Below are 24,862 nucleotides of genomic sequence, written 5' to 3' on the forward strand. Positions count from 1 at the left end.
ATGAGCGATGTTTCGACCGGAACCGTCAAGTGGTTCAACGATGCCAAGGGCTTCGGCTTCATCACCCCGACCGAGGGTGGCGAGGACCTGTTCGCCCATTTCAAGGAAATCCAGGGCAGCGGCTTCCGCAGCCTGACCGAGGGCCAGCGCGTTGAGTATGTTGCGCAGCGCGGCCCGAAGGGCATGCAGGCCACGCAGATCCGCCCTGTCTAAGGGCTGATCCGCAACGCCGGATTGACGGGGCCGCGACCTTCGGGTCGCGGCCTTTTTCGTTTGTGGCCCCTGCAGGGGCAACCACCAGCCGCACGCGCAGCACCCTGCACGGAGTGCTAGAACGAAATCGCCGGCGGCGCCGCGTGCGGCACCGCCGACCCGCCCCGGCCTGGAGCCGGGTGCGTTGCAGAACGCCACGCAGCGACGGCGGTTGCCGATGCTGCCACGGCACGACCGCCTGCTAGTGGTCGTGCTCGCCTTCGTGGTCGTGCTCGTCCTCGTGGTCGTGGTCGTGGTCGCCTTCGACGACGCCGGTCCACGCCAGGTTCGCCGGCACGATATCGAGCTGGATGGCCTCGTCGGACTCGGCGAGCGTCTCGAGATCGATCACCCGCACCGACTGGTTGGCGGGGTCGGTAATGAAGGCGTGGTGCTCGGCCCCGCTGAACGCGAGCGCCGGGGCCGGCGCGCCCTCTTCGATCGGATCGATCAGGGCGATGGTGGCGAGGCGCTCCCAGTCCATCGCATCCAGCACGTGCAGCGTGCCGGCGTTGTCGAGAATGAGCAGGTGCTCACCATGAGGGTCGAAGCCGTACAGGACCGCGGTCACCGGCTCGCCCGCGCCGTCCACGGCACCGTCGCGCCAATCGACCTGGCTGGCACTCGCGGTTTCGGGCTCGATCTCGTACAGGTTGTAGCTCGGATAGGCGAAACCGGCGAAGTGCGGCACGTCGTGGCTGCCCATCACGAGCGCGATGCGCTCGCCGACCGCGGCCTTGGACTCGTGGAAGTGATCGTCGTGCAGCTCGGCGAGCAGCACGCCGTCCTCGCAGCCGAACGCCGACCAGGCCTCGTTGGAAGCGCCGCCGTGCAGACCGGGGCATGACGTGGCCAGCGCGCCTTCACCGTGGAAGTGGTCGTTGTGCAGTGCGTACACGGAGATTCCGTCGGCCGGACCGCCGGCGGCGGGGCTGTGACTGCTGAGCACGAGACCGCCCAGCGGCTCGGCGATGCCGTGATGCGCGGTATCGAGCGATTGGCTGGCCAGCACACCGCCATTGCCCGGGCTGGCGTCAGTGAGCAGCTCGAAGCGCGAGAGGATGCCGGCATCGGCATTGCCGTCATAGAACAGTGCCGCCTGATCGCCATTGACGCGGTAGTGCGTCGGCCGCACGCCGCTGAGCACATAGCCGAGCATGCTGGGCTCGATCACGTCGACGTGATCGTCGTGCGGGAACACGCCGCTATCGAGCAGCTCGACCTGATCGTTGTCGCGCTGCATCACCAGCGCGTAGCGCCCCCCCGGACTGGCATGTACCGCACTGGCCGGATAGGTGAGAGCGAAGTCCGCGACGGTCGCGGCCTCGTCCAGATCGTGCACATAGACACGCGAGTTGGTCCCGTCCGCGGTCGTGAACACGAGTCGGCCGCTGGTCGACTCGGCGTGATCGTGGTCGTGATCGTCGCCGGGCAGCGCGGTGCTGCCGGTATCGTTGTCGCAGGCGGCGAGCAGCATGCTGGCTGCCAGAGCAGCAGCGGTCATCAGCTCGCGGGATTGCAGGATGGACATCTCGGGGCTCCGTTGTCGGGAAGGGGAATGGCGAGGCACGCGCGCGGTCAGAACTGCACGCGGACGCCGGCCACGACGTTGCGGCCGGGCTCGGGAACCGTCCGCGCCAGGAAGGAGGTGTGATTCCAGACCTCCTCGCCCAGCAGATTGCTGCCGCGCAGGAAGACGCTGTACCGCCGCGCCGGATCGAGGTGATAGGTCAGCGATGCGTTCAGCATGGTGTGGCCGGGGGTTTCGCTCTCGAAGGCGGCGAAGTTGCGCTGGTCGCGGATCCGGTAGACCTCGGCGCTCGCATCGAAGGCGCGCCAGCGCGCATCCGCCCGCACGCCCAGCCGGTCGGCCGGAATGCGCGGGAGATCCTCGTCGCTTCCGGTCAGGCGGCCGCGCACGAGATCACCGAACAGGGTCGTGGACAGCAGCGCGTTCCAGCGATAGCTGAGTTCGAACTCGCCGCCCAGGAAGGCGGCGTCATCCTGTGTGTAGCGGATGAGCCGGAACTCCTCGAGCTGGTCGAGCGTGCGCGCGTACACGTAGTCGTCGATGCGGTTGTAGAAGGCACCGGCATCGAAGGTGAGGTCACCGCGCGTCTTGCGGAAGTTGATGCCGACGTTGTGCGAGGTCTCGGGGTCGACGCCGCCCTTGGCACCACCGCAGGTGAAGGCACCGCCGATCAGGCCGCACTCGTAGGTGTTGGTCGCCAGATGCACGCCGCGTGCGTAGACCTCCTGCGCATTGGGAAGGCGCTGCGCGCGCGACAGGGTCAGCGCCAGCTGATAGGCCGGCCGTACCTGCCAGATCAGGCCGGCGGACGCCGAACTGGCGAAATCGTCGAATGCGGGCCGGTCACGCGGATCATCGCTGGTATCGAGTTCCTGCCGCTCGATACGGGCCCCGATCTCGGCGCGCCAGCGCTCGCTGATGCGATAGCGCTCGACCGCGAACAGGCCGACGATGCGGGTGTCGGTCCTGGGCATGAAGGCTTCCAGGCCCAGGGTGTTGAACTGGGCGTCGGAGTACTGCGCACCGAACACGCCGCGCCAGCCGGCCAGCGGCGCGTGCTCGAGCTCGACGCGCGCCTCGTAGCCCTTGTGCCGGAAGGTCGTGCCGACCACTCCGGCCTCGTTCTCGGTGTGCTGATAGTCGCCGCGACTCCAGCGCACGCGCACGCGCTCGATCCCGGGCAGCGGATCCCGGTACTCGCCGCGGACATCGATACGCTGATCGTCCAGGTCGACGTACGGCGCCGCGTGCCCCCCGTGGTCGTGGTCGTGGTCATGACCCGACTCGCCGCAATCCAGCGTGGTGCCGTCGGCCATGCAGCCCTCGAAGACGTGGCTGTGGCCCGGCAGGCCGTACTCGTCGGTGCGGTCGGTGATCGCGATGCCGATGTAGCCGCGCTCGTCGATCCACGATGCTCCCAGCGTGCCGGTGCGACTCTCGGCGAAGGTGCCCTCGATGGTCGGGACGGTGAAGCCGTTGACTTCGTAGTCCTCGGCGTCGCGGAGCGAGCCTTCCAGCCGCAGCGCCAGCCGCTCGCCGGCGCGCGCCGTCACCCCGAGCGCGCCGGCGCGTTCGTCCGCGACGGTGTTGCCGCGCAGCACCGCGACGCCGTCGACGCCGTCGACGCCGTCCTCGGGCATGCTGGCCGGGATCTTGTCATCCAGGATATTGACCACGCCGCCGATGGCACCGCCGCCGTAAAGCAGCGTGGAGGGCCCGCGCAGCACCTCGATGCGGTGTGCGAGCAGCGGGTCGGTGGTGACCGCGTGATCGGGCGACACCGCGGATGCATCGAACAGCGTGGCGCCGTCCGACAGCACGCTCACCCGCGGCGCTGCCTGCCCACGGATGACGGGGCGGCTCGAGCCGCCGCCGAAGGTGTCCGCATGTACACCGGGCAGCCCTTCCAGCGTCGTGCCCAGCGTGGCGTCGCTTCGCTCGAACAGCTCCTGCCCCTCGAGCAGATCGAAGGATGCCGGCGTGTAGGCGCTGTCGCTGCCCAGCGGCAGCGCGTAGATGGTGATGGCGTCAAGCTCCGGTGCTGCATCGTCGCTGGCGGCGGCGCCGTCGCCGGCAGCTGCTGCGGGCAGCGGAGCGCCCGCCGTGGCAACCGCTACGGCCAGAGCGAGGAGGGCGGGACGGAACACCGTCCGCGCCGGGGGCAGGTCGGGACGCTGTGACGCGTGCGCGCCGCGCTTCGGGCGCCGCGCGGAAGCCGGGGGGAGATTGCGAGTCATGCCGGATCGAAGTGCCTGGGCGTGAGGTGCAGTATGTTATAACTTAACGTTCACGCGAACAACCCAAGCGAGCGGGAGCGGCGGCGATTACCGCCCCGCTTCGGGTCAGGGCTTCGATCGCCGCTGCTGCGACAGGCGCAGCGGGCCGCGCAGTGCCGGCCCGCGCATGCCCGCCCCGCGCTTCACCCCAGGTGGAAGAAGTTGAGCTTGTGGCCGTCGAGGTCGCGGAAATAGCCGCCGTAGAACCCCTGCATGCGCTCGCCGGGAGCGCCGTCGTCGGTCGCGCCCAGCGCCAACGCCTTGGCGTACAGGGTATCGACGCGCTCGCGAGAGCCGGCGGCCAAGGCCACCATCGAACCGTTGCCGACGCTGGCCGGCTGCCCGTCGTAGGGCGTGAACACGCCGAACATGGGCGCGCCGGCAGCGGTCGCCCACACGATCAAGCGCTCGCTCTCCATCGCGCGCGCGGCGCCGAGCTCGGCGAGCAGTGCATCGTAGAAGGCGCCCGCTCGCGCGAGGTCGTCGCTGCCCAGGGTCACGTAACCGATCATGCTGTCTCCTCCTGACTTGTGAACGCAGGTACGCCGCCGCTTGACGCGGCCGGACGTCGGGCGAACGATAAGCCATCCCGCAAGCAGGCCGAGTCGATGTCACGACACCAGCACGCAATGCCCGGACGCGCCCGCCGCGGTGCCGTGCAGTGAACGCTCCGCTGCGCGCCTTCGTGGCCGGCTTCGCGGCCACCCTGCTCTTCCATCAGGCGGTCATCGCCGTCTTCCACGCGCTCGGCATGGTGCCGAATCCGCCCTTCAGCCTGACGCCCACCGAGCCGCTGGGGGTGCCGTCGGTGCTGTCACTGGCGTTCTGGGGCGGGCTCTGGGGTGTGCCGATCTGGCTGCTGATCCGCGGCACGAACGGGGTGGGCTACTGGGTCCGCGGCATCGCGGCGGGCGCGGTCGGGCCGAGCGCGGTGGCGCTGTTCGTCGTGTTCCCGCTCAAGGGCATGGCCTTCGCCGCCGGCTGGGATCCGCGCATCTTCGTCGGCGCGCTGATCGTCAACGCTGCCTGGGGGCTGGGCGTGTGCCTGTTCATGCGCTGGCCGAGGTTGTCCTGACACGCTTCGGGCCGCATTCAGGCCCTGCCGCTAGAATGGCGTCATGATCTTCGGGCTCATCGTCGGCGGCCTCATCGGGCTGCTCATCGGCGGCGGCCGCGGGCTGCTCATCGGCGGGCTGATCGGGTACTTCGCTGCCCGGCCCCTGCTGCGCTGGCTGATCCGTACCCGCTTCGGCAAGCTGCAGGAACGTTTCCTGGAGTCGGTATTCGCGGTCATGGGCGCGGTCTGCAAGGCCGACGGCCAGGTCACGGAGGACGAGATCCAGGTGGCGGAAGCGCTGTTCACGCGCTTCCGGCTCGACGAGAACGCGCGCAACCAGGCGCGGGCCGCCTTCAATCGCGGCAAGGCGGCGGACTTCGATCTCGATGCCGAGGTGGCGGCCTTTGCCAGCACGGCACAGCGCCAGCGCCCGCTGCTGGCCATGTTCCTGCAGATCCAGATCAGCGCGGTGGGCGCGGACGGGCGCATCCATCCGGCCGAGCACGAGATGCTGGTGCGCATCGCGCGCGGGCTCGGCTTCAGCGAGGCGGAGGTCGCCCGCATGGAGGCCATGCTGCGCGGCGGCGGTGCCGGCGCCGGCGGGCAGGCCGGGGGTGGCCGAAGCCAGGTCGATCTCGACTGGGCCTACGAGGTGCTCGGCGTCTCGCCCGAGGCCAGCGACGACGAGGTCAAGCGGGCCTACCGCAAGCTGGTCAACGAGAACCACCCCGACCGCCTCGCCGCCAAGGGCCTGCCCGAGAGTATGCGCCCGATGGCCGAGGAGAAGACCCGCGACCTGACCACCGCCTACGACCGCATCAAGAGCGCGCGCGCCTCGACCGGCTGATCGGCGCCCCGCTGCGTCACCGAACCGTCGCCGTCCGGTCACGCGACTGCAACGCAACCCCCTTAGCGTCCGGCGTTTGTCTGGTTCGAACACAGGGAGCAGGGGGCATGACGATTCGATTGACGATCGCGGCGGCAGCCGTCGCGGGTGCGGCCGCGCTGGCCGGTTGCGAGGGTGACGACGGCTCGCGCGGGCCGGAAGGCCCGGCCGGGCAGGATGGCCAGGACGGCGCGCCGGGCGCACCCGGCGACGACGCTTCGCGCAGCAGCATCTCGCTGAGCAAGATCGGCAGCTTCCGCAACCCGGAAGCCGGCTTCGACGAGGCCGCCGCCGAGATCGTGGCCTTCGACGCCGCGACCGCGCAGCTCTACATCGTCAACGCCCAGGCCGAAACGGTCGACATCGTCGATCTGTCGTCGCCGTCCGCGCCGACGCTGTCGGCGACCCTCGACGTCGCCGGTGACGTGGCCACCGCGCGCAGCATCTCCGCCGATGCGCTGGGTGCGGCCAACAGCGTCGCGATCAGCAGCGGCGTGGTCGCCGTGGCCATCGAGGCCGACCCCAAGCAGGATCCGGGTTACGTGGCCTTCTACCAGGCGACCGACGGCACCTTCCTGTCGGCGGTGCAGGTCGGCGCGCTGCCGGACATGGTGACCTTCTCGCCGGACGGCGCCTTCGCCATCACCGCCAACGAGGGCGAGCCCAGCGGCGACTACACCAATGATCCCGAAGGCTCGGTCAGCATCATCGCCATGAGCGGCGGCGCCGGCGCGCTCACCGATGCTTCGGTCACCGCGGTCACCTTCGAGGCCTTCAACGACGGCGGCGACCGCGCCGGCGAGCTCGATGCGCGCGTCCGCACCCCGCGGCCGTTCGGCGCCAGCGTGGCGCAGGATCTGGAGCCCGAGTACATCGCCGTCTCCGACGACAGCGCCACCGCCTGGGCTTCGCTGCAGGAGAACAGCGGCTTCGTCGAGATCGATCTGGCCACTGCCACGATCACCGCGATCTGGGGCACCGGCACCAAGGATCACGCGATTCCCGGCAATGAGCTCGACGCCAGCGACGACGACGACGCCATCCGCATCACCAACTGGCCGGTCAGGGGTCTGCTGATGCCGGATTCGATGGCATCGTACGGGGTCAACGGCAAGACCTTCCTGGTCACCGCCAACGAGGGCGACGGCCGCGAGTACATCTTCGACACCGACGAGGCCGGCTGCGACGCGGCCATGGGTCTGCAGGACTTCGACGACGGCGAATGCCTGGTCTATCTCGACGAGATCCGTGCCAAAGACATCGTCGACCCCGACGAAGTGGGCGCGACCATCGACTCCGACCTCGCCGCGCTCTTCCCCGGCGCCGCGACCGACAGCGACGGCGACACCATCCCCGACCTCTTCGAGGACGGCGCGCTGGGCCGCATCAACATCATCGCCACCGAGGGTCTGGCCGATGCCTCGTGCCTCAACAGCGGCGGCCAGCCCACCGCGGCCTGCGTCTACGAGGACCTGATCACCTACGGTGCGCGCTCGTTCTCGATCTTCGACACCAGCACGCGTTCGATGGTCTACGACAGCGGCAGCGACTTCGAGGTCATCACCGCCAACCGCCTCGGCGAGAACGGCTTCAACGCCAGCAACGACGAGAACGACGTCGACAGCCGCAGCGACGCCAAGGGCCCCGAGCCAGAGGCGCTGGCACTGGGCCGCCTCGAGGGCCGGACCTACGCCTTCGTCGGCCTGGAGCGCGTCGGCGGCATCATGGTCTACGACGTCTCCAATCCGGAGTCGCCGGACTTCGTGCAGTACATCAACACGCGCGACTTCTCCGAGGACCCGGCGGTGGACGACGCCTACAACCCGGCCTCCGGCGATCTCGGCCCCGAGGGCATCGTGTTCGTTCCGGCCGCGGACAGCCCGAGCGGCAACCCGCTGCTGCTGGTCGGCTACGAGATCAGCGGCACCACCGCGATCTTCGATATCGACGTCATCGCGCCCTGACATCGCGGCGCGGGGGTGCGCGAAAGGGGCCGGTACCGAAGGGTGCCGGCCCCTTTTTCTGTCACCGTCCCGTCACGGCCCGGTTCTAGACTTTCGCGCTTCCCGAATCCGAACCGATGATTCCGATGCACCGACCGCTGGACCGCCGTCAGCTCCTTCGCACCCTCTTCATGACCGGAGGCGGACTCGCCACCAGCAGCTGGCTCTCCGCCTGCGGTGACGACCCCGCCTCGTTGGGCGACGAGCCCGGGCCCGGCCCGGCGCCCGAACCGGGCCCGGACCCGGTATCGCCGGAAGGCCGCGAGTTCAACCTGCCCGCCGGCCCGCTCGCCGACATCGGCGAGCTGCAGGAATCCGGCGTCGACGGCATCCTCATCCCGGCCGGCTTCTCGGTGCGCGCGGTGGCGCGCCATCTCACCAATCCGGTGAGCGGCGCCTTCGACCCGCTCGGCCTCACCGGCTACAACTGGCACGACGCGCCCGACGGCGGTGCCTGCTACCCGGCGCCGGACGGCGGCTGGGTCTACGTCTCCAACAGCGAGAACAGCAGCCGCGGCGGCGTCGGCGCGCTGCGCTTCAGCGCCGACGGCGAGATCGTCGACGCCTACCGCATCCTCGACGGCACCCGCCGCAACTGCGCCGGCGGCGCCAGCCCCTGGGGCACCTGGCTGTCGTGCGAGGAGACCGGCGACGGCTTCGTCTACGAGTGCGACCCGCTGGGCACGCCGGACGACGCCCGCGTACTGCCGCAGCTGGGCATGTTCAACCACGAGGCCGCGGCCGTGGACATCGCCACGCGCACCGTCTTCCTCACCGAGGACTCCGGCTCGGGCCGCCTCTACCGCTTCGTGGCCGACGAGAACGATCTCGACAGCAGCGGCGATGTGCCGCGCCTGCGCATGCAGAGCGGCCGGCTGCAGGCGCTCAACATCGCCGGCTACGAGAACGGTGGCTACGCCGAGGACGACGCCGTCTGGCGCACGCTGCATCGCGTGAGTTGGGTCGATGTGGTCGGCGCCGACCGCCCGCAGAGCGAGGTGCGCTCCGAGCTCGGCAACAATGGCGACGCGGTGCCCGGCACCGTGTTCCGCGGCGGCGAAGGCATGTGGCTCCACGAGATGCCCGTGGCGCTGCGCAGCGTGCCGCCGGGCGGATCCGCTCCGACCCGCATGGTGCTGTTCTTCGCCTCCAAGGGCGACAACCGCATCTACGCCTACGACATCGACAACGACCTCATCGAGATCGTCTTCGACAACGACTCCATCGAGCCCGACTTCGACGACGTCGACAATGTCGTGGTCGGCCCGGCCGGCGACGTGCTGGTCGCCGAGGACGGCGACGCCATGCGGCTCGCGGTCGTGATCCCCAACGCGCCGGCCAGGGTGCTGCTGCAGATCACCCTCGGCGGCTCGGAGATCACCGGGCCGGCCTTCTCGCCGGACGGCAGCCGGCTCTACTTCAGCTCGCAGCGCGGCCCGAACCTCGCCTTCGGCCGTACCGGCAGCGGCGTGACCTACGAGCTGACCATCCCCGAGCAGTACCGCGCCCCGGTCTGAGCCGCAGCGCCCGGGACGGACGGCGGCCGGTCAGCCGCCGTCCTCGTCGAAGTCGCCCAGCTCGGTGGGGTTCTGCTCGACCCGCCTGCGCACCGCGGGGGCATCCTCGTCGCCGCGCGGCGTGACGTCGCGCGCCTCCAGCATCCGCACGTTCGCTGCCGGCGCGCCGCCGGACCGGTCCTCGCCGAAGTACAGCGTGGTGTGCGGGAACGGGATCTCGATGCCGGCAGCATCGAAGTGCTGCTTGACCAGCTTGTTGTACTCGCGACCGATCGCCCATTGATTGCCGGGCGTGGTCTTGATGCGCACGCGGATGTTCACCGAGCTGTCGGCGAGCTCGGTGACGCCGTGCAGCTCCAGCGGCTCGAGCACCTTGGGCGCCTGGCTGGGATCCGCCATCAATGCATCGAAGGCCTTGCGCAGCTGGATCATGACCTCGTCGATGTCCTCGCGGTACGCCACGCCGTAGACGCCGACGTGGTACGCGAAATCGCGCATGAAGTTGGAGACGGTATCGACGCTGGAGAACGGCACGATGTGGTAAGTGCCGGACAGGTCGCGGATGCCGACCGAGCGCACGGTGAGCTTCTCGGCCGTGCCGGTGACCGGACCGGCGGTGACGACATCGCCGGTGTTGATCGCGTTCTCCAGCTGGATGAAGACGCCGGTGATGACGTCCTGCACCAGCTTCTGCGCCCCGAAACCGATGGCCAGGCCGAGCACGCCGGCACCGGCGATGAGCGGGCCGATGTTGATGCCGATCTCGGACAGCACGATCATCGCCGTGAGCACGGTCAGCACGATCAGGAAGGCGCTGCGGAACAGTGCCAGCAGCGTCTCCTCGCGCGCCGACGGCGCACCGCGGTCGCTGTCCGGGTTGAGACGCAGCTCGACCCAGCTCGCGAAGCCGATCCAGACCGCCTTGGCGATGAGCAGCACGAAGCCCACCGAGATCAGCGTGACGAGGAAGGCCGTGCCCGCGTCGGAGCCCAGCCACTCGGGCAGGTTGAAGGCCGCCCATGCGTCCAGGATGACCAGCCCGACCGCCAGCAGGATCACGCCGCGCAGCACGTGCAGGGCGCCCGGCACCGCACCGTTGAGGCGCGTCTCGAGCAGCGGGAACTTGCGGTTCACCTCGTCGGGAAGGCGGATGCGGCGACTGATGATCTGCGCCATGACGATGGCCACGAAGACGCCGCCACCGACCGCGATCAGCGTCTGCACCGAGGCGCGCAGCAGGAAGGGCAGCGCGTCCTCGGGACGCAGGATGGCGACCACCGCCAGAGACGCGAAGTAGGTCAGCGCCAGCAGGTGCCAGATGCGCGCCAGCGCGTGCAGCGCCACCCGGCCGACGCCGAGCTGCGCGCCGGCGGCATAGTGCTGGAACTGGTCGCATACCCGGTCGCGGTTGCGCAGGATGACGACCGCCGCGTAGACGAAGGCGAGTACCATCACCACCAGTGTGAGCGCGCGCCCGGCCTCGGGTGAGACATTGACGTTGACCACCGGCACGACCAGCAGCAGGCCGTAACCGATGAAACCGGACAGGCGCGCGAACCACCCGTTCCAGTAGGCCGCCACGTCGGCGGACATGGGCAGCAGGCGGAGGCCGTCGAAGCGCGTCGCGAACAGCATGCGGATCAGCGCCTTGAAGGCCTCCACCAGCAGGAAGGCGTTGAGGAACATGGTCTGGCGCGCATCCATCGCGCCGGGCTCGCTGAGCGCGAACAGCGCCAGCGCGAAGCCCGCGACCCACGCCAGGACGATGAGGACGCCGTCGATGCCGGCGGCCACCACCACCGCCGAAACCTTGCGCAGCAGCGCGCTGGCGGCGGGCCGCTGCGACCAGCCGTCGAGCCGCCGGTAGATCGGGGTGCAGATCCGCCTCAGCGCGAAGTACACCACCAGGACCGCGATGATGACCGCCACCAGATCGACGCTTGCCCGGGCCAGCGCGGGCCAGTCGACCGCAGCGGTATCGGACCCGGCGGACGAGAATGCCGCCACCGCCTCGGAGAACTCGCGTGCCAGTCCCTCCGCGACCTGCTGGGTGAGGGCCGCGAAGCGCCGGGACACGGAGGGCTTCGGCTCATCCGGCGCGGATGCGGCTTCGTCGGCGGACCCGGCGGCATCCGATGCCCCGGCTGCTTCCTTCTCCGCGGCCAGCGCGCGCAGCTCCGCGATCAGGGCCTTGCGCGCGGTCTCGTCCTCGAGCGCATCCGCGATCGTGCTGTAGGCCGGCACCGAGCCGTCCTGCGCACTGTCGCCGGATTGCGCGTGCGCCGCGAAGGGCGCCAGCAGCGCCGAGAACAGAACGGCGACACCGAGCAACCGGTGCCGCTGCAGCCAGCCGGGCATCAGCATCTCCCCAGGCACTTGCGGGGCGCGCTCCGGGGCACGCCCTCGTGAATGGAACCGCGGAGTCTAAACGCGAGTGAGACGCGCAAAAACCGCTAACCCCCTGCTGTCCAACCTCCGGGGATTTGTTCAGCGGATGTCGCAGTGGCGCCGCCAGGATGGGTGTATCCACCGAGCGCAAACTCTGCGAGCCTCCCCCCATGCGCGAATCCCCCCGATACCGAAGAATCCCGACGGCAGTGGTGCTGGCGGTGCTGGCCGGTCAGCCTGTCGCGGCCGTCGAATCCGACGACGAGACCGCCCAGGGTGCCGTCCAGGTCGCGACCGAGACCCTCGAGACCGTGGAGACACCGTCGGCGCGCAGCGTGCCCGAAGCGGCTCCCACGACACCGGATCCGCCCACCCTCGACCAGGCGCTGGACGCCATGACGCGCAGCGCGCGCTCGGGTCCGGTCGCTGCCTTCGAGATCCTCGAAGGCAGCATCCCGCCGGGCGAGACGCTTCAGGTGCCGTGGTACGCCAGCGATTCCTTCACCGGCCTCGCCGAACCGACGCCGGTGCTGGTCGCGCACGGCACCGAGCCGGGGCCGACGCTGTGCCTGACCGCGGCGGTGCACGGCGACGAGCTCAACGGCATCGAGATGGTCCGCCAGCTGCTCTATGACGTCGATCCGCGCGGCATGCGCGGCACGCTCATCGGCGTGCCCATCGTCAACCTGTTCGGCTTCCGGCAGGGCTCGCGCTATCTCCCGGACCGGCGCGATCTCAACCGCCACTTCCCGGGGGACCCGGACGGCAGCGCCGCGTCGCGCATCGCGCACTCGATGTTCGAGAACATCGTGCGCCACTGCGATGCGCTGGTGGACCTGCACACCGGTTCCTTCCACCGCACCAACCTGCCGCAGTTGCGGGCGGACCTGTCGAAACCCGACGTCGCCGAGCTGACCCGCGGCTTCGGCGCCACCGTGGTGCTCAACAGCGTGCCGCCCGAGGGCACCCTTCGCGAAGCCGCAACGCGCGCCGGCGCGCCCACGGTGACGCTCGAGGCCGGCGAGCCGATGCGCTTCCAGCGGGAACAGGTCGAGCACGGCGTGCGTGCGCTGCGCAGCCTGCTCAGCCACCTCGACATGGTGCCGCGCTTCACCCTCTGGGGCGAACCACAGCCGGTGTACTACGAGTCGCACTGGGTGCGCGCCGACGACGGCGGCATCCTCACCAGCCGGGTGGACATCGGTCAGGAAGTGTCCGAGGGCGAGCTGCTCGGCAACGTCACCGACCCCATCACCAACCGTCGCGTCCAGATCCGCTCGCCGTACACCGGCCGCGTCATCGGCATGGCGCTCAATCAGGCGGTGATCCCGGGCTTCGCGGCCTACCATATCGGTGTGCAGCGGCGGGAGGCGCCCGCCACCGAAGCGGAACCGGCCGCGGATGCCGCGACCGAGGCGGGCGCACCCGCGCCGGACGCGCCGACCCCGCCGGATGCGGCACCGGAGGCCGTGATCGCCCCGGACAGCCTGCCGGATGCGGCGCCGGCGCCGTCACCGGCCGAGACCGAGAATCAGCCGGACCCGGACAACCCGGAACGACCGGATTGACGCCGGTGCCGGGCCGCAATGGCAACGCCGCCGCCAAGCTGCGACGATCACGACCGGAGCGGCTCGGACACGGAGATACAGCATGACGAACGGCAGGAGCGCAGCGGCCATCATGGGCCTGCTGGTGGCGGTGGGACTGGCCCTCGCCGGCTGGTTCGTGGCGCAGGCAGCTACCACGTTGCGGGGTGCCGACCGCGTGGTCGAGGTCAAGGGCCTCGCGGAGCGCGAAGTGCCCGCCGATCTCGCGCTGTGGTCACTGGCCTACACCACCACGGCCGATGATCTGGAAACGCTGCAGCAGCGTCTGCGTGCCGACGGCGACGCCATCACCGGCTTTCTGCGCGGCCGCGGATTCACCGCCGGGCAGATCACGCGCGCTCCGCCCAACATCAACGATCGCCAGGGCTACGGGCAGCAGGATGCCGAGCGCTATCAGGCGCAGGCGGTCGTGCTGCTGCGCAGCGAGGACGTCGACGCGGTGCGCGAGGCCCAGCAGGACAGCCAGGAGCTGGTCGCCGCCGGCGTCTCGCTGAACCGCAACTACGAGTACCCCACCGAGTACCTGTTCACGTCGCTCAACGCCATCAAGCCGGAAATGATCGCCGAGGCCACGCGCAGCGCCCGCGACGCCGCCGAGCAGTTCGCCGAGGATTCCGGCGCCGAGGTCGGCGGCATCCGCCGGGCGCGGCAGGGCTACTTCTCGATCGAGGATCGCGACCGCCTGTCGCCGCACATCAAGCGTGTGCGCGTGGTGACGACCGTGGAGTTCTTCCTGAAGGACTGACGCGCTCGGCGGAGCCGGGCCGTGCATGGACGGAGAGCGTGTCGCCGCGGCGGCACCGGCTCCGACCGGACTACGCGCCGATGTCGTCGTCGGCTTCCTGACCCTCGTGCTTCTCGACCGGCGAGTCCATGTCGCAGTCGGCGCCGTTGAGGAAGGTGCGGGTCACGTCGATGACGCCGAGATGCTGGATGGTCCGGCGACCGATGAGCACCGGATAGATCATGTCGCTGCGATCCTCGAGACTGAACTGCTCCTCGTGGACGACCGATCCGAAGCAGACCTCCATGAGCACGACCGGGCGGCGCTCCTCGCCGCCGGCACCGCGGATGATGACGTTGCGGTACACCGGGCGCTCGAAGGTCTCGCGCTTGTCGCTGCCGTCGCGCTCGTCCTCGACCGCTACCTCGAAGCGCACCCATTCGTCACCGTCGCGCTCGAAGCGCTCGATGTCGGTGGCGTGCATCGACGAGGTCAGCGCACCAGTATCGAGCTTGGCCTTGATCTCGGCGTCCATCGCCATGATGCGGCTCTTCTCGACCCAGCCGTAGACGTGGGCGATCTCGTCGTTGGCCTGGAGCGGCGGGACGGCAACAATGCTGGCGGCGAGCGCGACAAGCGCGGGCGCGGCGGCGCGGATCATGCGGTTCTCCCATTGCGAATGACGGGGCAAGGCTGCCGCCCCGGCCCTGAATGCCAGCCTACCCGCGCCGGCCTGTCCGCTCCACCGGCACGCTAGCGCAGCGCGACCTGGGCCTGCACCAGAACGGCATCGTCGCGGAATCCGCCGAGGCCGGTGTAGGCCTCGCCGTCGCCGCTCTCCAGGACCGCGTTGATCTGCAGCCGCAGCACCACCGGGCCGCGCATCGGCGGATGCACCGTCACGCCCAGGTAGGTATTCCCGAGGTTGCTGTCGCCGCCGGTCGCGGGCTCGCTGCGCCCCGCATAGTGGCGCGCCACCAGGGTCCAGCGCTGCGACAGCCGGTAGTCGGCGTGGCCGTAGACGACGCGCTCGTCGCGGCCGTCGATGCCGCGGATATCGCTGCCGTCGATCCATTCGGCCTTGAGGGTGAGCGGCCCGCGCGTGAAGCGCAGCCCCGCGTCGAGCACACGGTAGTCCTCGGTCCCGGGACCACCGGCGGCCTCGCTGGTGCCATAGGCGATCTCGGCGTGCAGGGCCTCGACACCGTCCCAGTGCAGACGCCCGGCATAGGCGTTGTCCTCGCCTTCCTGGGCCGTGGTGTGAGTGGTGGCGCCGGAGCGGCCGGCGGGATTGAAGGCACCGGCATCCACGCCGAATCCGCCCGGCAGACCGCGGCCGCTGACCATGGCGCCGGGGTCGCGCTCCAGCACCAGCGGCTTCTCCATGCCGCGCTTGGTGATGTCCAGGCGATGGCCGGGCGTGTTGAAGTCCATGCCCAGCGGCGTCTTGAACTGGCCGACGCGCAGCAGCCAGCGCGAATGGAAGCGCCAGTCGCCGTAGACATCCTTGATGACGTTGGTGAGGGTGCCCGGCGTGCGGTCGCCGGCGTCGGGCACGTTGAAGTCGAGCACCAGTCCGCCACCGAAGTCGCCCGCGCTGAACCGCGCCCCGGCACGGACACGGTCGGCACCGAAGTCGATGCCGCCGTCGCCGCGCTGCTCCATGGTGAGCTGGGCGAAGCCCATCGGCTTCCAGCCGGCGTCGTCGGTACCGTGCGCGGCGGTTGCCGCCAGCGCCATGGCCACGCCCGCGCCGAGCGCTCTCGCGCTGTCGCGTCCCGTCATCGCGTTCCCCCGCTGCTGCGAATGTCGCGGATCAGTCTGCCAAAGCGATGCAGGCCGCCGCCGCGGTGGCACGCTCGCGTGCAAGCTCGACGCTGTCGGCCAGCGCCAGGGTCACGCCCATGCGCCGCCGCCCCCCGCCGAGACCGGGCTTGCCGAACAGTCGCAGGTGCACATCGGGATGGGCCAGTGCCTCGCCGATGCCGGTGAAGCGCGGTGCCTCGTCGTCGCCCTCGAACACCAGCGCGCACGACGCAGCGGCACCGTAGTGGCGCACGTCCGGGACCGGCAGACCGAGGATGGCGCGTGCGTGCAGCGCGAACTCGGAGAGGTCCTGGCTGATCAGCGTGACCAGTCCGGTGTCGTGCGGACGCGGGGAGACCTCGGAGAACAGCACCTCGTCGCCGCGCACGAACAGCTCGACCCCGAAGATGCCGTAGCCGCCCAGACTGTCGGTGACCGCGGTCGCGATCTCGCGGGCGCGCGCCAGGGCGGTATCGCTCATCGGCTGCGGCTGCCACGACTCGCGGTAGTCGCCGTCCACCTGGCGGTGCCCGATGGGCGCGCAGAAGCGGGTGCCGGAGGCCGCCCGCACCGTGAGCAGCGTGATCTCGTAGTCGAACGGTACGAAGCCCTCGACGATGCAGCGGCCGGCGCCGGCGCGCCCGCCGGCCTGCGCGTACGCCCACGCGGCGTCGATATCCGCCTCGCTGCGGATGGTGGACTGGCCCTTGCCGGAGCTGCTCATCACCGGCTTGACGACGCAGGGCAGACCGACCGCCGCCACCGCATCGCGGCAGGCGGCAAGATCGTCGACGAATCGGTAGGGCGAGGTCGGCAGGCCGAGGTCCTCGGCGGCCAGACGGCGGATGCCCTCGCGATCCATGGTCAGCCGCGCCGCGCGCGCGGTGGGCACCACGCGCCAGCCCTCGGCCTCCAGCGCCAGCAGGGTCTCGGTGTGGATGGCCTCGATCTCGGGCACGATCAGCGCCGGCCGCTCGCGTTCCACGACCTCGCGCAGACGCGCTCCGTCCAGCATCGGGAAGACATGGCTGCGATGCGCCACCTGCATGGCAGGTGCATCGGCGTAACGATCGCAGGCCACGACCTCGACGCCCAGCCGCTGCAGCTCGATGGCGACCTCCTTGCCCAGCTCGCCGCTGCCCAGCAGCAGCACGCGGGTGGCGTCGGCGCTCAGCGGGGTTCCGATGGTGGTGGTCACTGGCAGGCTTCTCCCTCGTGCGATGGTGGCGGCGTGCGCGAGAGATTGGCACAGATGCCCCGGAGCAGGGGCTTCCCGGGCGGGGCTTCACGCAGTCGCAAGCGCTGCCGGCGTAAAGTAGCGCCCATGCAGAACGACCCGCGCCGCCACACCCGCATACTCGCCACCCTCGGCCCCGCCACCGACGATCCCGACGCCCTCATGGCGCTGCTGCGCGCCGGCGTGGATGCGGTACGCATCAACTACTCGCACGGCACCCAGGACGATCAGGCGCGCCGCATCGCGCAGGTGCGCGAAGCCGCCGCCGAGCTGCAGCGCGACATCGGCATCCTCGCCGACCTGCAGGGCCCCAAGATCCGCGTCGAGCGCTTCCGCGACGGCCCGGTGACCCTCGAGCGCGGCGCGCGCTTCGTGCTCGATACCGCGCATCCGGCCGATGCCGGCGACGTGACCATCGTCGGCTGCGCGTACCGGGACCTGCCCGACGACGTCGCGCCCGGTGACGCGCTGCTGCTCAACGACGGCGCCATCCGGCTGACCGTGACGCGCGTGGATGGCACCCGCATCGAGACCGAAGTGGTGATCGGGGGCGTGCTCTCAGACCGCAAGGGCATCAACAAGGCCGGCGGCGGCCTCTCCGCGGCCGCGCTCACCGACAAGGACCTCGCCGATCTCGCGCACGCGGCCGCACTGGAAGTCGATTTCGTGGCGGTGTCCTTCCCGCGCAACGGCGAGGACATGCGCGAGGCGCGCAAGCTGCTCGACGCCGCCGGCAGCCGTGCCGCGCTGGTCGCCAAGATCGAGCGCGCCGAAGCGCTGCTGGCGCTGGACAGCATCATCGAGGCCTCCGACGCGCTGATGATCGCGCGCGGCGACCTGGGCGTGGAGATCGGCGACGCCGAGCTACCGGGCTGGCAGAAGCGCATCACGCGCGCGGCGCGCGAGGACAACCGCATGGTGATCACCGCGACGCAGATGATGGAGTCGATGATCACCAGCCCGATCCCGACCCGCGCCGAGGTACTCGACGTGGCCAACGCGGTCATGGACGGCACCGACGCCGTCATGCTGTCGGCGGAGACCGCGGCCGGCAAGCATCCGGCGCGCGTCGTGGAGGCGATGGCGCGCGTGTGCCGTGGCGCCGAGGCCGCCATGCCCGAGCCGCGCAACCGCGAACGCATGTCGCGCCATTTCGTGCGCACCGACGAGGCGATCGCGATGGCCACCATCTGGACCGCGCAGCACATGAACGCGCAGGCCATCGTCGCGCTCACCGAATCCGGCGCCACCGCGCTGATGATGTCGCGCAGCGATACCGGCATCCCCATCTTCGCGCTCACCCAGCACGAAGCCACGCGCCGGCGCATGACGCTGTGCCGCGGCGTCTATCCACTGGCCTTCACGCCCACCGACCTGGAGAGCATCAAGCCGGCGCAGGAGGCGGTCGACATGCTGAAGGCGCTGGGCAGTCTGCGGGCCGGCGATCGCGCACTGATCACCAAGGGCGACTTCGACGGACCGGGCGGGACCAACACCATGAAGATCGTCAGCGTCGAGGACTGATGCGCCGGCCGGCTCTCGACGGCTTCACGATCTTCGGCCACCGCGGCGCGGCGGGCAGCGCGCCCGAGAACACGCTGGCCGGTTTCGACGCCGCGCTCGGTCACGGTGCACGCTGGATCGAGCTCGACGTGCAGGCCCACCCGGAAGCACTGATCGTGTTCCACGACGATCGGCTGGAGCGCCGCACCGACGGATCGGGCGCACTGCTCGAAACTCCGCTGGCCGCGCTGCGGGCGCTGGACGCCGGGGACGGCACGGCCATCCCGACCCTGGAGGAAGTGCTCGACCATCTGCGCGGTCGTGCCGCGCTCAACATCGAGCTCAAGGGTGGTCGGGCGGTCGGCGAACGCACCGCAGCGGCGCTGGATGCGGCGCTCGCCGGCGGCTGGCGCGCCGCCGACCTGCTGGTGTCGAGCTTCGATCACGCCGCGCTGGCGGCGTTCCGGGCCGCGCTGCCGCAGGTGCCGGTGGCGCCCCTGTTCGCCGAGGATGCCGGGCCGGCCATCGCCACGGCGCAGCGTTTCGACACCGACGTGGTGCATCTGGCGCGCGACCTGGCCACCGCCGAGATGATGGCAGCGCTCGACGCCGCCGGACTGCGCGCGCACGTCTACACCGTGAATGATCCGGAAGAGGCCGAACGGCTGCGGAAGCTCGGCGCCGCGGGAATTTTCACGGATCATCCCGGTCGATTTATGCTGCACACCTAACCGGTCACGAGCGCGTCATACAGTCGCGCTGCAATAAGGCGCCATGGACAGTCAGACCAACGTCGCGGTGAAGGCCACGGACGAGGCCCCAAGCCCCGATCTGGCCGCGCCCGAACTCTATCTCAACCGCGAGCTGAGCCTGCTCGCGTTCAACAAGCGCGTGCTGGAGCAGGCGCTCGACGAAAGCATGCCGCTGCTCGAGCGGCTCAAGTTCGTCTGCATCGCCAGCTCCAATCTCGACGAGTTCTTCGAGATCCGCGTCGCCGGCCTCATCAAGATGGCCGAGCTCAACCCCAACCAGCGCGGCGCCGACGGCAAGGCGCCGCAGGAGCTGCTGCGCGAGATCGCCGACCGGGCGCACGCGCTGGTCGACGAGCAGTACCGCGTGTTCAACGACGTGCTGCTGCCGGCCATGGAGCAGGAGAAGATCCGCTTTCTGCGGCGCTCGGAATGGACCACCGAGCAGGACCACTGGCTGGAGAACTACTTCCACGAGGAGCTCATGCCGGTGCTGTCGCCGATCGGGCTCGATCCGGCGCACCCCTTCCCGCGCATCCTCAACAAGTCGCTCAACTTCATCGTCCAGCTGCAGGGCAAGGACGCCTTCGGCCGCAACAGCGGCTTCGCCGTGGTGCAGGCACCGCGCGCGCTGCCCCGGCTCATCCAGATCCCGTCCCACATCAAGGGCTCCGGCCCGTACGACTTCGTCTTCCTGAGCTCGGTGATCCATGCCTATGTGGACGACCTGTTCCCGGGCATGCAGGCCACCGGCTGCTACCAGTTCCGCATCACGCGCAACTCGGACCTGCTGGTCGACGAGGAGGAGACCGAGGACCTGCTGGAGGCGCTGGAAGGCGAGCTCGCCCAGCGCCAGTGGGGCGACTCGGTGCGCCTCGAGGTGGCCCAGAACTGTCCCGAGCACCTCTGGCGCTACCTGATGGAGACCGTGCACCTGACCCCGGCGGACGTCTATCAGGTCAACGGGCCGGTGAACCTCAACCGGCTGATGGCGCTGCCCGACCTGATCGAGCGACCGGAGCTCAAGTTCCCGGCCTTCACCCCGCGGGTGCACAAGGGCATGACCCAGGACGCCTTCGCCACGCTGCGCGAGCGCGACGTGCTGCTGCACCACCCCTACGACTCGTTCTCACCGGTGCTCGAATTCCTGCGCCAGGCCGCGCGCGATCCCAATGTGCTGGCCATCAAGCAGACGCTCTACCGCACCGGCGCCAAGAGCCCCGTCGTGGAGGCGCTGATCGAGGCAGCGCGCGCCGGCAAGGAGGTCACGGTGGTGGTCGAGCTGCGCGCCCGCTTCGACGAGGCCGAGAACATCGATCTCGCCGAGGCCCTGCAGGAGGTCGGCGCGCACGTGGTCTACGGCGTGGTGGGCTACAAGACGCACGCCAAGATGATCCTGGTGGTGCGCCGGGAGGAGAGCGGCCTGCGCCACTACGTGCACCTGGGCACCGGCAACTACCACCCCAAGACCGCACGTCTCTACACCGACTACGGCCTGTTCACCAGCGACACCAAGATCGGGCACGACGTACACAACGTCTTCCTGCAGCTCACCTCGCTGGGCAAGGTGACCAGCATGGAGCGGCTGCTGAACTCCCCGTTCACGCTGCAACGGACACTGATCCAGCGGATCGACCGCGAGGCCGACAACCACCGCGCCGGCAAGCCGGCGCGCATCCGCGCCAAGATGAACTCGCTGGTCGACGCCAGCATGATCCAGGCGCTGTACCGGGCCTCCCAGGCCGGCGTGCCGATCGAGCTGGTGGTGCGCGGAATGTGCTGCCTGCGCCCCGGACTGCCCGGCATCTCGGACACCATCCGGGTGACGTCGGTGATCGGCCGCTTCCTCGAGCACACCCGGGTGTTCTGCTTCGAGAACGGCGGCGAGCCCGAGGTATGGCTGTCGTCGGCGGACTGGATGGAACGCAATCTCTACAAGCGCGTCGAGGTTGCCTTTCCGGTGCTGGACGCCCGCCTGCGCAAGCGCGTGCTCGCCGAGCTGCAGTGCTACATCGACGACCGCGTGCGCGCCTGGGAGCTTGACGCCGACGGGCACTACACTCGTACCGGCGTTCCGGACGAGGACCACGCCGGCGCCCAGCAGACGCTGCTGTTCGAGGCGACCGCGACCTGATCGGACCACGCACCGGGGGGCAACGGGTGCCGTTCACGCGCCCCGGTCCCGCATGTTTCACCCGACGACGCGGTTGCGCGCAGATTCGGCGGCGCCCCTGCGGCACGTCATCGGCACCACAACGAGAGGAACCCGCAGACCCGTGATGTCCCACCGTCCGAGCCGGCCTCCCTCCGCACACTTCAGGGCAACGCAATGATCCCTTCGCAATTCCGGAAATGGTGGCGCCGCCGCGAGCGGCCCTCGACCGGTCCGATGCCGCCGCGCGGCGTCACCGCCTCGGGCGACGTGCGCCGTCTCGGACTGGAGTTCGAGTTCTCCGGCCTGTCCCTGGCCCGCCTGTGCGAGCTCGTACCGCAGCGCACGGGCGGACAGGCCCACATCATCTCCGACTACGAGGCCGAGGTCCGCGACACCCGCTGGGGCACCTTCGGCATCGAGCTGGACTTCGCCTTCCTCAAGGCCATGGGACGCGAGCAGAACGACCACTCCGCGGACTGGCGCAACAGCCTGGAAGAGCTGTCCGAGAGCCTGCTGGCGGCGCTGGCGCGTCAGGTGGTGCCCTTCGAGATCGTCACGCCGCCCGTTCCGATGGACGAGCTCGACGTCATCGACGGTCTGGTCGGTGATCTGCGCCGTGCGGGTGCGCGCGGCACGCGGCACTCGCCGCTCTATGCCTTCGGTCTGCATCTCAACGTCGAGTTGCCCGCCATCGACGCCGCCACGCTGCTCGGCTACATGCAGGCCTACGCGCTGCTCTATCCGTGGCTGCGGGAGCGCTGCCATCCCGACATCTCGCGGCGCCTGTCGCCGTACATCGAGCCCTATCCGCTGGCCTATGCGCGCCACATCCTGCAGCCCGGCTACGCACCGGACCAGGACCAGCTGATCGACGACTACCTGACCCACAATCCGACGCGCAATCGCTCGCTGGACATGCTGCCCGTCTTCGCGCTGCTCGACGAAGCGCGTGTCCAGGCGGTAGCCGACGACGACCGCATCAAGTCGCGCCCGGCGCTGCACTACCGCCTGCCCAACTGCCAGATCGACGAGCCCGACTGGCGCTGGCGCGAGATCTGGCGCGACTGGCTGCAGGTCGAGCATCTGGCCGGCGATGACGCGCGGCGGCAGGAGATGGCGGCGGCCTTCCTCGCCTGTCACGAGAGCCTGGTGGACCGGCTGGCGGGCGACTGGGAGCGGCAAGCGCGCGCATGGCTGCTGGACGACGCATCGCTGGCCGGCGGCCGCTGATCGGCATCACCGGCGGCGACGCGTCGCTGCCGTGGGGCTGGTGGTTCGCGGCGGCCGCGGTGCGCGCCAGCGGTGGCCGCCCGCTGCGCATCACGCCGTCGCGGCCGCTCGGCGAGCGGCATCTCGACGGTCTCATCGTCGGCGGCGGCGACGATATCGACCCGTCGCTGTACAGCGACGATGACCCCGGCGCACCGGCCGCCGACCCGGCCCGCGACCGGCTCGAGCTGGCGCTGCTGGACATTGCCCTGGCCGACGATCTGCCGGTGCTGGGCATCTGTCGCGGCGCTCAGCTGCTCAACGTGGCGTCGGGCGGGTCGCTCTACGCCGACATCCGGCACCGGCGGCGACTGACCAGCAACCGCCGCACGGTGCTGCCGCGCAAGACCGCCGTGCTGCGGCCCGGCAGCCGCCTCGCCCGCATCTGCGGGGACCGCACGCTGCGGGTCAACAGCCTCCATCACCAAGCCGTGCGCGATCTCGGACGCGGCCTGCGCACGGTTGCGCGCGACGCCGACGGCATCAAGCAGGCGGTCGAGGCCCCGGGCACGGCCTTCCGCATCGGGGTCCAGTGGCACCCCGAATACCTGCCGCAGAAGCGCGCGCAGCGTCGTCTCATCGCCGCCCTGGTGCGGCGCGCCGGCCGACGTTCGCGCGGCATCCGGGCACGGGATTGACACTGCCCGGGCCCTGAACTATCGTTTAATTAAACGATTGTTCATTAGCGTGCCGCACGGAGGATTCCGGCCATGACGTCGACCACGATGGATGCCGCCAACTGGGCGGACAGCAAGAAGTATCTCTGGCTGCTGGGAGCACCGGTCATGCTCCTGCCGATCATCGGCTACGGCTTCTACACGCTCACCGGCTGGGGCGTGTTCTGGTGGTTCGCGCCGCTGTTCCTGTACCTGATCATCCCGATCGCCGATTTCGTCATCGGCGAGGACCGCAGCAATCCGCCGGAAGCGGCCGTGCCGCGCCTGGAGAAGGAGCGCTACTACCGCTACGCCACCTATCTGGCGGTGCCGCTGCAGTACCTCTCGCTGCTCTGGGGCTGCTGGGCGGTGGCCACGCTCGATCTCGCCTGGTGGGCGTATCTCGGCGCGGCGGTGTCGGTCGGCATCGTGTCGGGTGTCAGCATCAACACCGGCCACGAACTCGGTCACAAGACCGACGGCTTCGAGCAGTGGCTGGCCAAGATCGCGCTGGCGACCTCGGCCTACGGCCACTTCTTCGTCGAGCACAACCGCGGCCACCACGTGCGCGTGGCGACACCCGAGGACCCCGCCTCGTCGCGCATGGGCGAGAGCTTCTACGCCTTCCTGCCGCGCACGGTCATCGGCAGCCTGCGCTCGGCGTGGGAGATCGAGGCCCGGCGCCTGGAGCGCAACGGCCACGGCGTGTGGAGCATCCACAACCACAACCTGCAGGCCTGGGCGATGACCGTGGTCCTGTTCACCGGGCTGACGGCGTGGTTCGGCTGGATCGTGCTGCCCTTTCTCCTCATCCAGGCGGTCTACGGCTTCTCGCTGCTGGAAGTGGTCAACTACCTTGAGCACTACGGCCTGCGCCGGCAGAAGCTGGACAGTGGCCGCTACGAGCGCTGCCAGCCGCGGCATTCATGGAACAACAACCACACCGTGACCAATCTGCTGCTCTATCAGCTGCAGCGACACTCCGACCACCACGCCAATCCTACGCGCTCGTATCAGGCGCTGCGCCATTTCGACGAGGCGCCGCAGCTGCCCACCGGCTACGCCGGCATGATCACGCTGGCCTACGTCCCGTGGCTCTGGTATCGGGTCATGGACCCGAAGGTGGTCACGCACCACGACGGCGACCTCTCCAAGGCAGCGCTGCAACCCGGCAAGGAAGCCAGGCTGATGGCGCGCTACGGGACCGCCTGAGCGCAAACGGGCACAATACGCGGCGGCGCGCTAT

20 protein-coding genes are annotated in these 24,862 nt (G+C 69.9%); 13 read left to right on the forward strand and 7 right to left on the reverse strand.

All coding sequences use genetic code 11. The annotated features are described in order from the left end of the window. Nucleotides 1–213, forward strand: coding sequence for a cold-shock protein (locus tag KAH28_RS05755; RefSeq protein ID WP_290575021.1), 213 nt, complete (start codon nt 1–3; stop codon nt 211–213). 241 nt (nt 214–454) lie between these two features. On the opposite strand, the gene KAH28_RS05760 is transcribed toward KAH28_RS05755, so the two are convergent. The 3 genes from KAH28_RS05760 to KAH28_RS05770 all read right to left on the reverse strand — a co-directional run bounded on the left by KAH28_RS05760 (nt 455) and on the right by KAH28_RS05770 (nt 4,571). Next, nucleotides 455–1,783 carry a hypothetical protein gene (locus KAH28_RS05760; RefSeq protein ID WP_290575022.1) on the reverse strand — a complete coding sequence of 443 codons (1,329 nt, stop codon included), beginning with the start codon at nt 1,781–1,783 and terminating at the stop codon, nt 455–457. A 47-nt stretch (nt 1,784–1,830) separates the two neighbouring features. After that, a complete protein-coding gene (locus tag KAH28_RS05765) occupies nt 1,831–3,930 on the reverse strand; it encodes a TonB-dependent receptor (protein ID WP_290575023.1) in 2,100 nt (699 codons plus the stop codon). Nucleotides 3,931–4,202: 272 nt separating this feature from the next. Continuing rightward, complete coding sequence (locus KAH28_RS05770; protein ID WP_290575024.1) at nt 4,203–4,571, reverse strand: VOC family protein; 369 nt, start codon at nt 4,569–4,571, stop codon at nt 4,203–4,205. Nucleotides 4,572–4,720: 149 nt separating this feature from the next. Here KAH28_RS05770 and KAH28_RS05775 point away from each other — a divergent pair, with 149 nt between their 5' ends. The 4 genes from KAH28_RS05775 (at nt 4,721) to KAH28_RS05790 (ending at nt 9,522) form a co-directional block, all read left to right on the forward strand. Beyond that, nucleotides 4,721–5,134, forward strand: a complete 414-nt coding sequence (locus KAH28_RS05775; RefSeq protein WP_290575025.1) for a hypothetical protein — start codon at nt 4,721–4,723, stop codon at nt 5,132–5,134. A 43-nt stretch (nt 5,135–5,177) separates the two neighbouring features. Further along, nucleotides 5,178–5,963 carry a co-chaperone DjlA gene (gene djlA, locus KAH28_RS05780; protein ID WP_290575026.1) on the forward strand — a complete coding sequence of 262 codons (786 nt, stop codon included), beginning with the start codon at nt 5,178–5,180 and terminating at the stop codon, nt 5,961–5,963. 107 nt (nt 5,964–6,070) lie between these two features. Continuing rightward, nucleotides 6,071–7,966, forward strand: a complete 1,896-nt coding sequence (locus tag KAH28_RS05785) for a choice-of-anchor I family protein (RefSeq protein ID WP_290575027.1) — start codon at nt 6,071–6,073, stop codon at nt 7,964–7,966. Between the two features lie 125 nt (nt 7,967–8,091). Continuing rightward, nucleotides 8,092–9,522 carry an alkaline phosphatase PhoX gene (locus tag KAH28_RS05790; protein WP_290575028.1) on the forward strand — a complete coding sequence of 477 codons (1,431 nt, stop codon included), beginning with the start codon at nt 8,092–8,094 and terminating at the stop codon, nt 9,520–9,522. Nucleotides 9,523–9,552: 30 nt separating this feature from the next. Here KAH28_RS05790 and KAH28_RS05795 read toward each other — a convergent pair whose 3' ends face one another. Beyond that, nucleotides 9,553–11,880, reverse strand: a complete 2,328-nt coding sequence (locus KAH28_RS05795; protein WP_290575029.1) for a mechanosensitive ion channel domain-containing protein — start codon at nt 11,878–11,880, stop codon at nt 9,553–9,555. A gap of 200 nt (nt 11,881–12,080) precedes the next feature. Here KAH28_RS05795 and KAH28_RS05800 point away from each other — a divergent pair, with 200 nt between their 5' ends. Together KAH28_RS05800 and KAH28_RS05805 are read left to right on the forward strand one after the other, a co-directional pair. Next, nucleotides 12,081–13,478, forward strand: coding sequence for a succinylglutamate desuccinylase/aspartoacylase family protein (locus KAH28_RS05800; RefSeq protein WP_290575030.1), 1,398 nt, complete (start codon nt 12,081–12,083; stop codon nt 13,476–13,478). Between the two features lie 82 nt (nt 13,479–13,560). Then, nucleotides 13,561–14,262: an SIMPL domain-containing protein gene (locus KAH28_RS05805; protein ID WP_290575031.1), complete on the forward strand. Its 702-nt coding sequence runs from the start codon at nt 13,561–13,563 to the stop codon at nt 14,260–14,262. A gap of 70 nt (nt 14,263–14,332) precedes the next feature. Here KAH28_RS05805 and KAH28_RS05810 read toward each other — a convergent pair whose 3' ends face one another. The 3 genes from KAH28_RS05810 to purT form a co-directional block, all read right to left on the reverse strand. Then, a complete protein-coding gene (locus KAH28_RS05810) occupies nt 14,333–14,902 on the reverse strand; it encodes an ATP-dependent zinc protease (RefSeq protein ID WP_290575032.1) in 570 nt (189 codons plus the stop codon). Nucleotides 14,903–14,994: 92 nt separating this feature from the next. Continuing rightward, the gene (locus KAH28_RS05815; RefSeq protein WP_290575033.1) at nt 14,995–16,026 is read right to left on the reverse strand and encodes a porin; all 1,032 of its coding nucleotides are present in this window, start codon (nt 16,024–16,026) and stop codon (nt 14,995–14,997) included. A 31-nt stretch (nt 16,027–16,057) separates the two neighbouring features. Then, the gene (gene purT, locus KAH28_RS05820) at nt 16,058–17,245 is read right to left on the reverse strand and encodes a formate-dependent phosphoribosylglycinamide formyltransferase (protein WP_290575034.1); all 1,188 of its coding nucleotides are present in this window, start codon (nt 17,243–17,245) and stop codon (nt 16,058–16,060) included. A gap of 126 nt (nt 17,246–17,371) precedes the next feature. On the opposite strand from purT, the gene pyk reads away from it, so the two are divergent. The 6 genes from pyk (at nt 17,372) to KAH28_RS05850 (ending at nt 24,828) form a co-directional block, all read left to right on the forward strand. Beyond that, the gene (pyk, locus tag KAH28_RS05825) at nt 17,372–18,808 is read left to right on the forward strand and encodes a pyruvate kinase (protein ID WP_290575035.1); all 1,437 of its coding nucleotides are present in this window, start codon (nt 17,372–17,374) and stop codon (nt 18,806–18,808) included. Then, entirely contained in the window at nt 18,808–19,518 is a 711-nt protein-coding gene (locus tag KAH28_RS05830; RefSeq protein WP_290575036.1) for a glycerophosphodiester phosphodiesterase family protein, read from the forward strand. The genes pyk and KAH28_RS05830 overlap by 1 nt, the downstream gene beginning before the upstream one ends. Nucleotides 19,519–19,561: 43 nt before the next feature. Next, complete coding sequence (ppk1, locus tag KAH28_RS05835) at nt 19,562–21,670, forward strand: polyphosphate kinase 1 (protein ID WP_290575037.1); 2,109 nt, start codon at nt 19,562–19,564, stop codon at nt 21,668–21,670. Between the two features lie 195 nt (nt 21,671–21,865). Continuing rightward, a complete protein-coding gene (locus KAH28_RS05840; RefSeq protein ID WP_290575038.1) occupies nt 21,866–22,921 on the forward strand; it encodes an amidoligase family protein in 1,056 nt (351 codons plus the stop codon). Continuing rightward, nucleotides 22,882–23,598, forward strand: coding sequence for a gamma-glutamyl-gamma-aminobutyrate hydrolase family protein (locus tag KAH28_RS05845; RefSeq protein WP_290575039.1), 717 nt, complete (start codon nt 22,882–22,884; stop codon nt 23,596–23,598). Before KAH28_RS05840 ends, KAH28_RS05845 begins: the two co-directional genes overlap by 40 nt. Nucleotides 23,599–23,670: 72 nt before the next feature. Beyond that, nucleotides 23,671–24,828: an alkane 1-monooxygenase gene (locus tag KAH28_RS05850; protein ID WP_290575040.1), complete on the forward strand. Its 1,158-nt coding sequence runs from the start codon at nt 23,671–23,673 to the stop codon at nt 24,826–24,828. Nucleotides 24,829–24,862: the final 34 nt, after the last annotated feature.

The sequence above is a fragment of the Algiphilus sp. genome, from assembly GCF_023145115.1.
Taxonomy (GTDB): domain Bacteria; phylum Pseudomonadota; class Gammaproteobacteria; order Nevskiales; family Nevskiaceae; genus Algiphilus.

Bases quoted from the DNA above. Each gene is read 5' to 3' on its own strand.
- KAH28_RS05785 (WP_290575027.1), top strand. From the start codon at position 6,071: ATGACGATTCGATTGACGATCGCGGCGGCAGCCGTCGCGGGTGCGGCC.
- KAH28_RS05805 (WP_290575031.1), top strand. From the start codon at position 13,561: ATGACGAACGGCAGGAGCGCAGCGGCCATCATGGGCCTGCTGGTGGCG.
- KAH28_RS05795 (WP_290575029.1), bottom strand. From the start codon at position 11,880: ATGCCCGGCTGGCTGCAGCGGCACCGGTTGCTCGGTGTCGCCGTTCTG.
- KAH28_RS05770 (WP_290575024.1), bottom strand. From the start codon at position 4,571: ATGATCGGTTACGTGACCCTGGGCAGCGACGACCTCGCGCGAGCGGGC.
- KAH28_RS05810 (WP_290575032.1), bottom strand. From the start codon at position 14,902: ATGATCCGCGCCGCCGCGCCCGCGCTTGTCGCGCTCGCCGCCAGCATT.
- djlA (WP_290575026.1), top strand. From the start codon at position 5,178: ATGATCTTCGGGCTCATCGTCGGCGGCCTCATCGGGCTGCTCATCGGC.
- ppk1 (WP_290575037.1), top strand. From the start codon at position 19,562: ATGGACAGTCAGACCAACGTCGCGGTGAAGGCCACGGACGAGGCCCCA.
- KAH28_RS05800 (WP_290575030.1), top strand. From the start codon at position 12,081: ATGCGCGAATCCCCCCGATACCGAAGAATCCCGACGGCAGTGGTGCTG.
- KAH28_RS05815 (WP_290575033.1), bottom strand. From the start codon at position 16,026: ATGACGGGACGCGACAGCGCGAGAGCGCTCGGCGCGGGCGTGGCCATG.
- KAH28_RS05840 (WP_290575038.1), top strand. From the start codon at position 21,866: ATGATCCCTTCGCAATTCCGGAAATGGTGGCGCCGCCGCGAGCGGCCC.
- KAH28_RS05830 (WP_290575036.1), top strand. From the start codon at position 18,808: ATGCGCCGGCCGGCTCTCGACGGCTTCACGATCTTCGGCCACCGCGGC.
- KAH28_RS05845 (WP_290575039.1), top strand. From the start codon at position 22,882: ATGGCTGCTGGACGACGCATCGCTGGCCGGCGGCCGCTGATCGGCATC.
- KAH28_RS05755 (WP_290575021.1), top strand. From the start codon at position 1: ATGAGCGATGTTTCGACCGGAACCGTCAAGTGGTTCAACGATGCCAAG.
- KAH28_RS05760 (WP_290575022.1), bottom strand. From the start codon at position 1,783: ATGTCCATCCTGCAATCCCGCGAGCTGATGACCGCTGCTGCTCTGGCA.
- KAH28_RS05850 (WP_290575040.1), top strand. From the start codon at position 23,671: ATGACGTCGACCACGATGGATGCCGCCAACTGGGCGGACAGCAAGAAG.
- KAH28_RS05790 (WP_290575028.1), top strand. From the start codon at position 8,092: ATGCACCGACCGCTGGACCGCCGTCAGCTCCTTCGCACCCTCTTCATG.
- pyk (WP_290575035.1), top strand. From the start codon at position 17,372: ATGCAGAACGACCCGCGCCGCCACACCCGCATACTCGCCACCCTCGGC.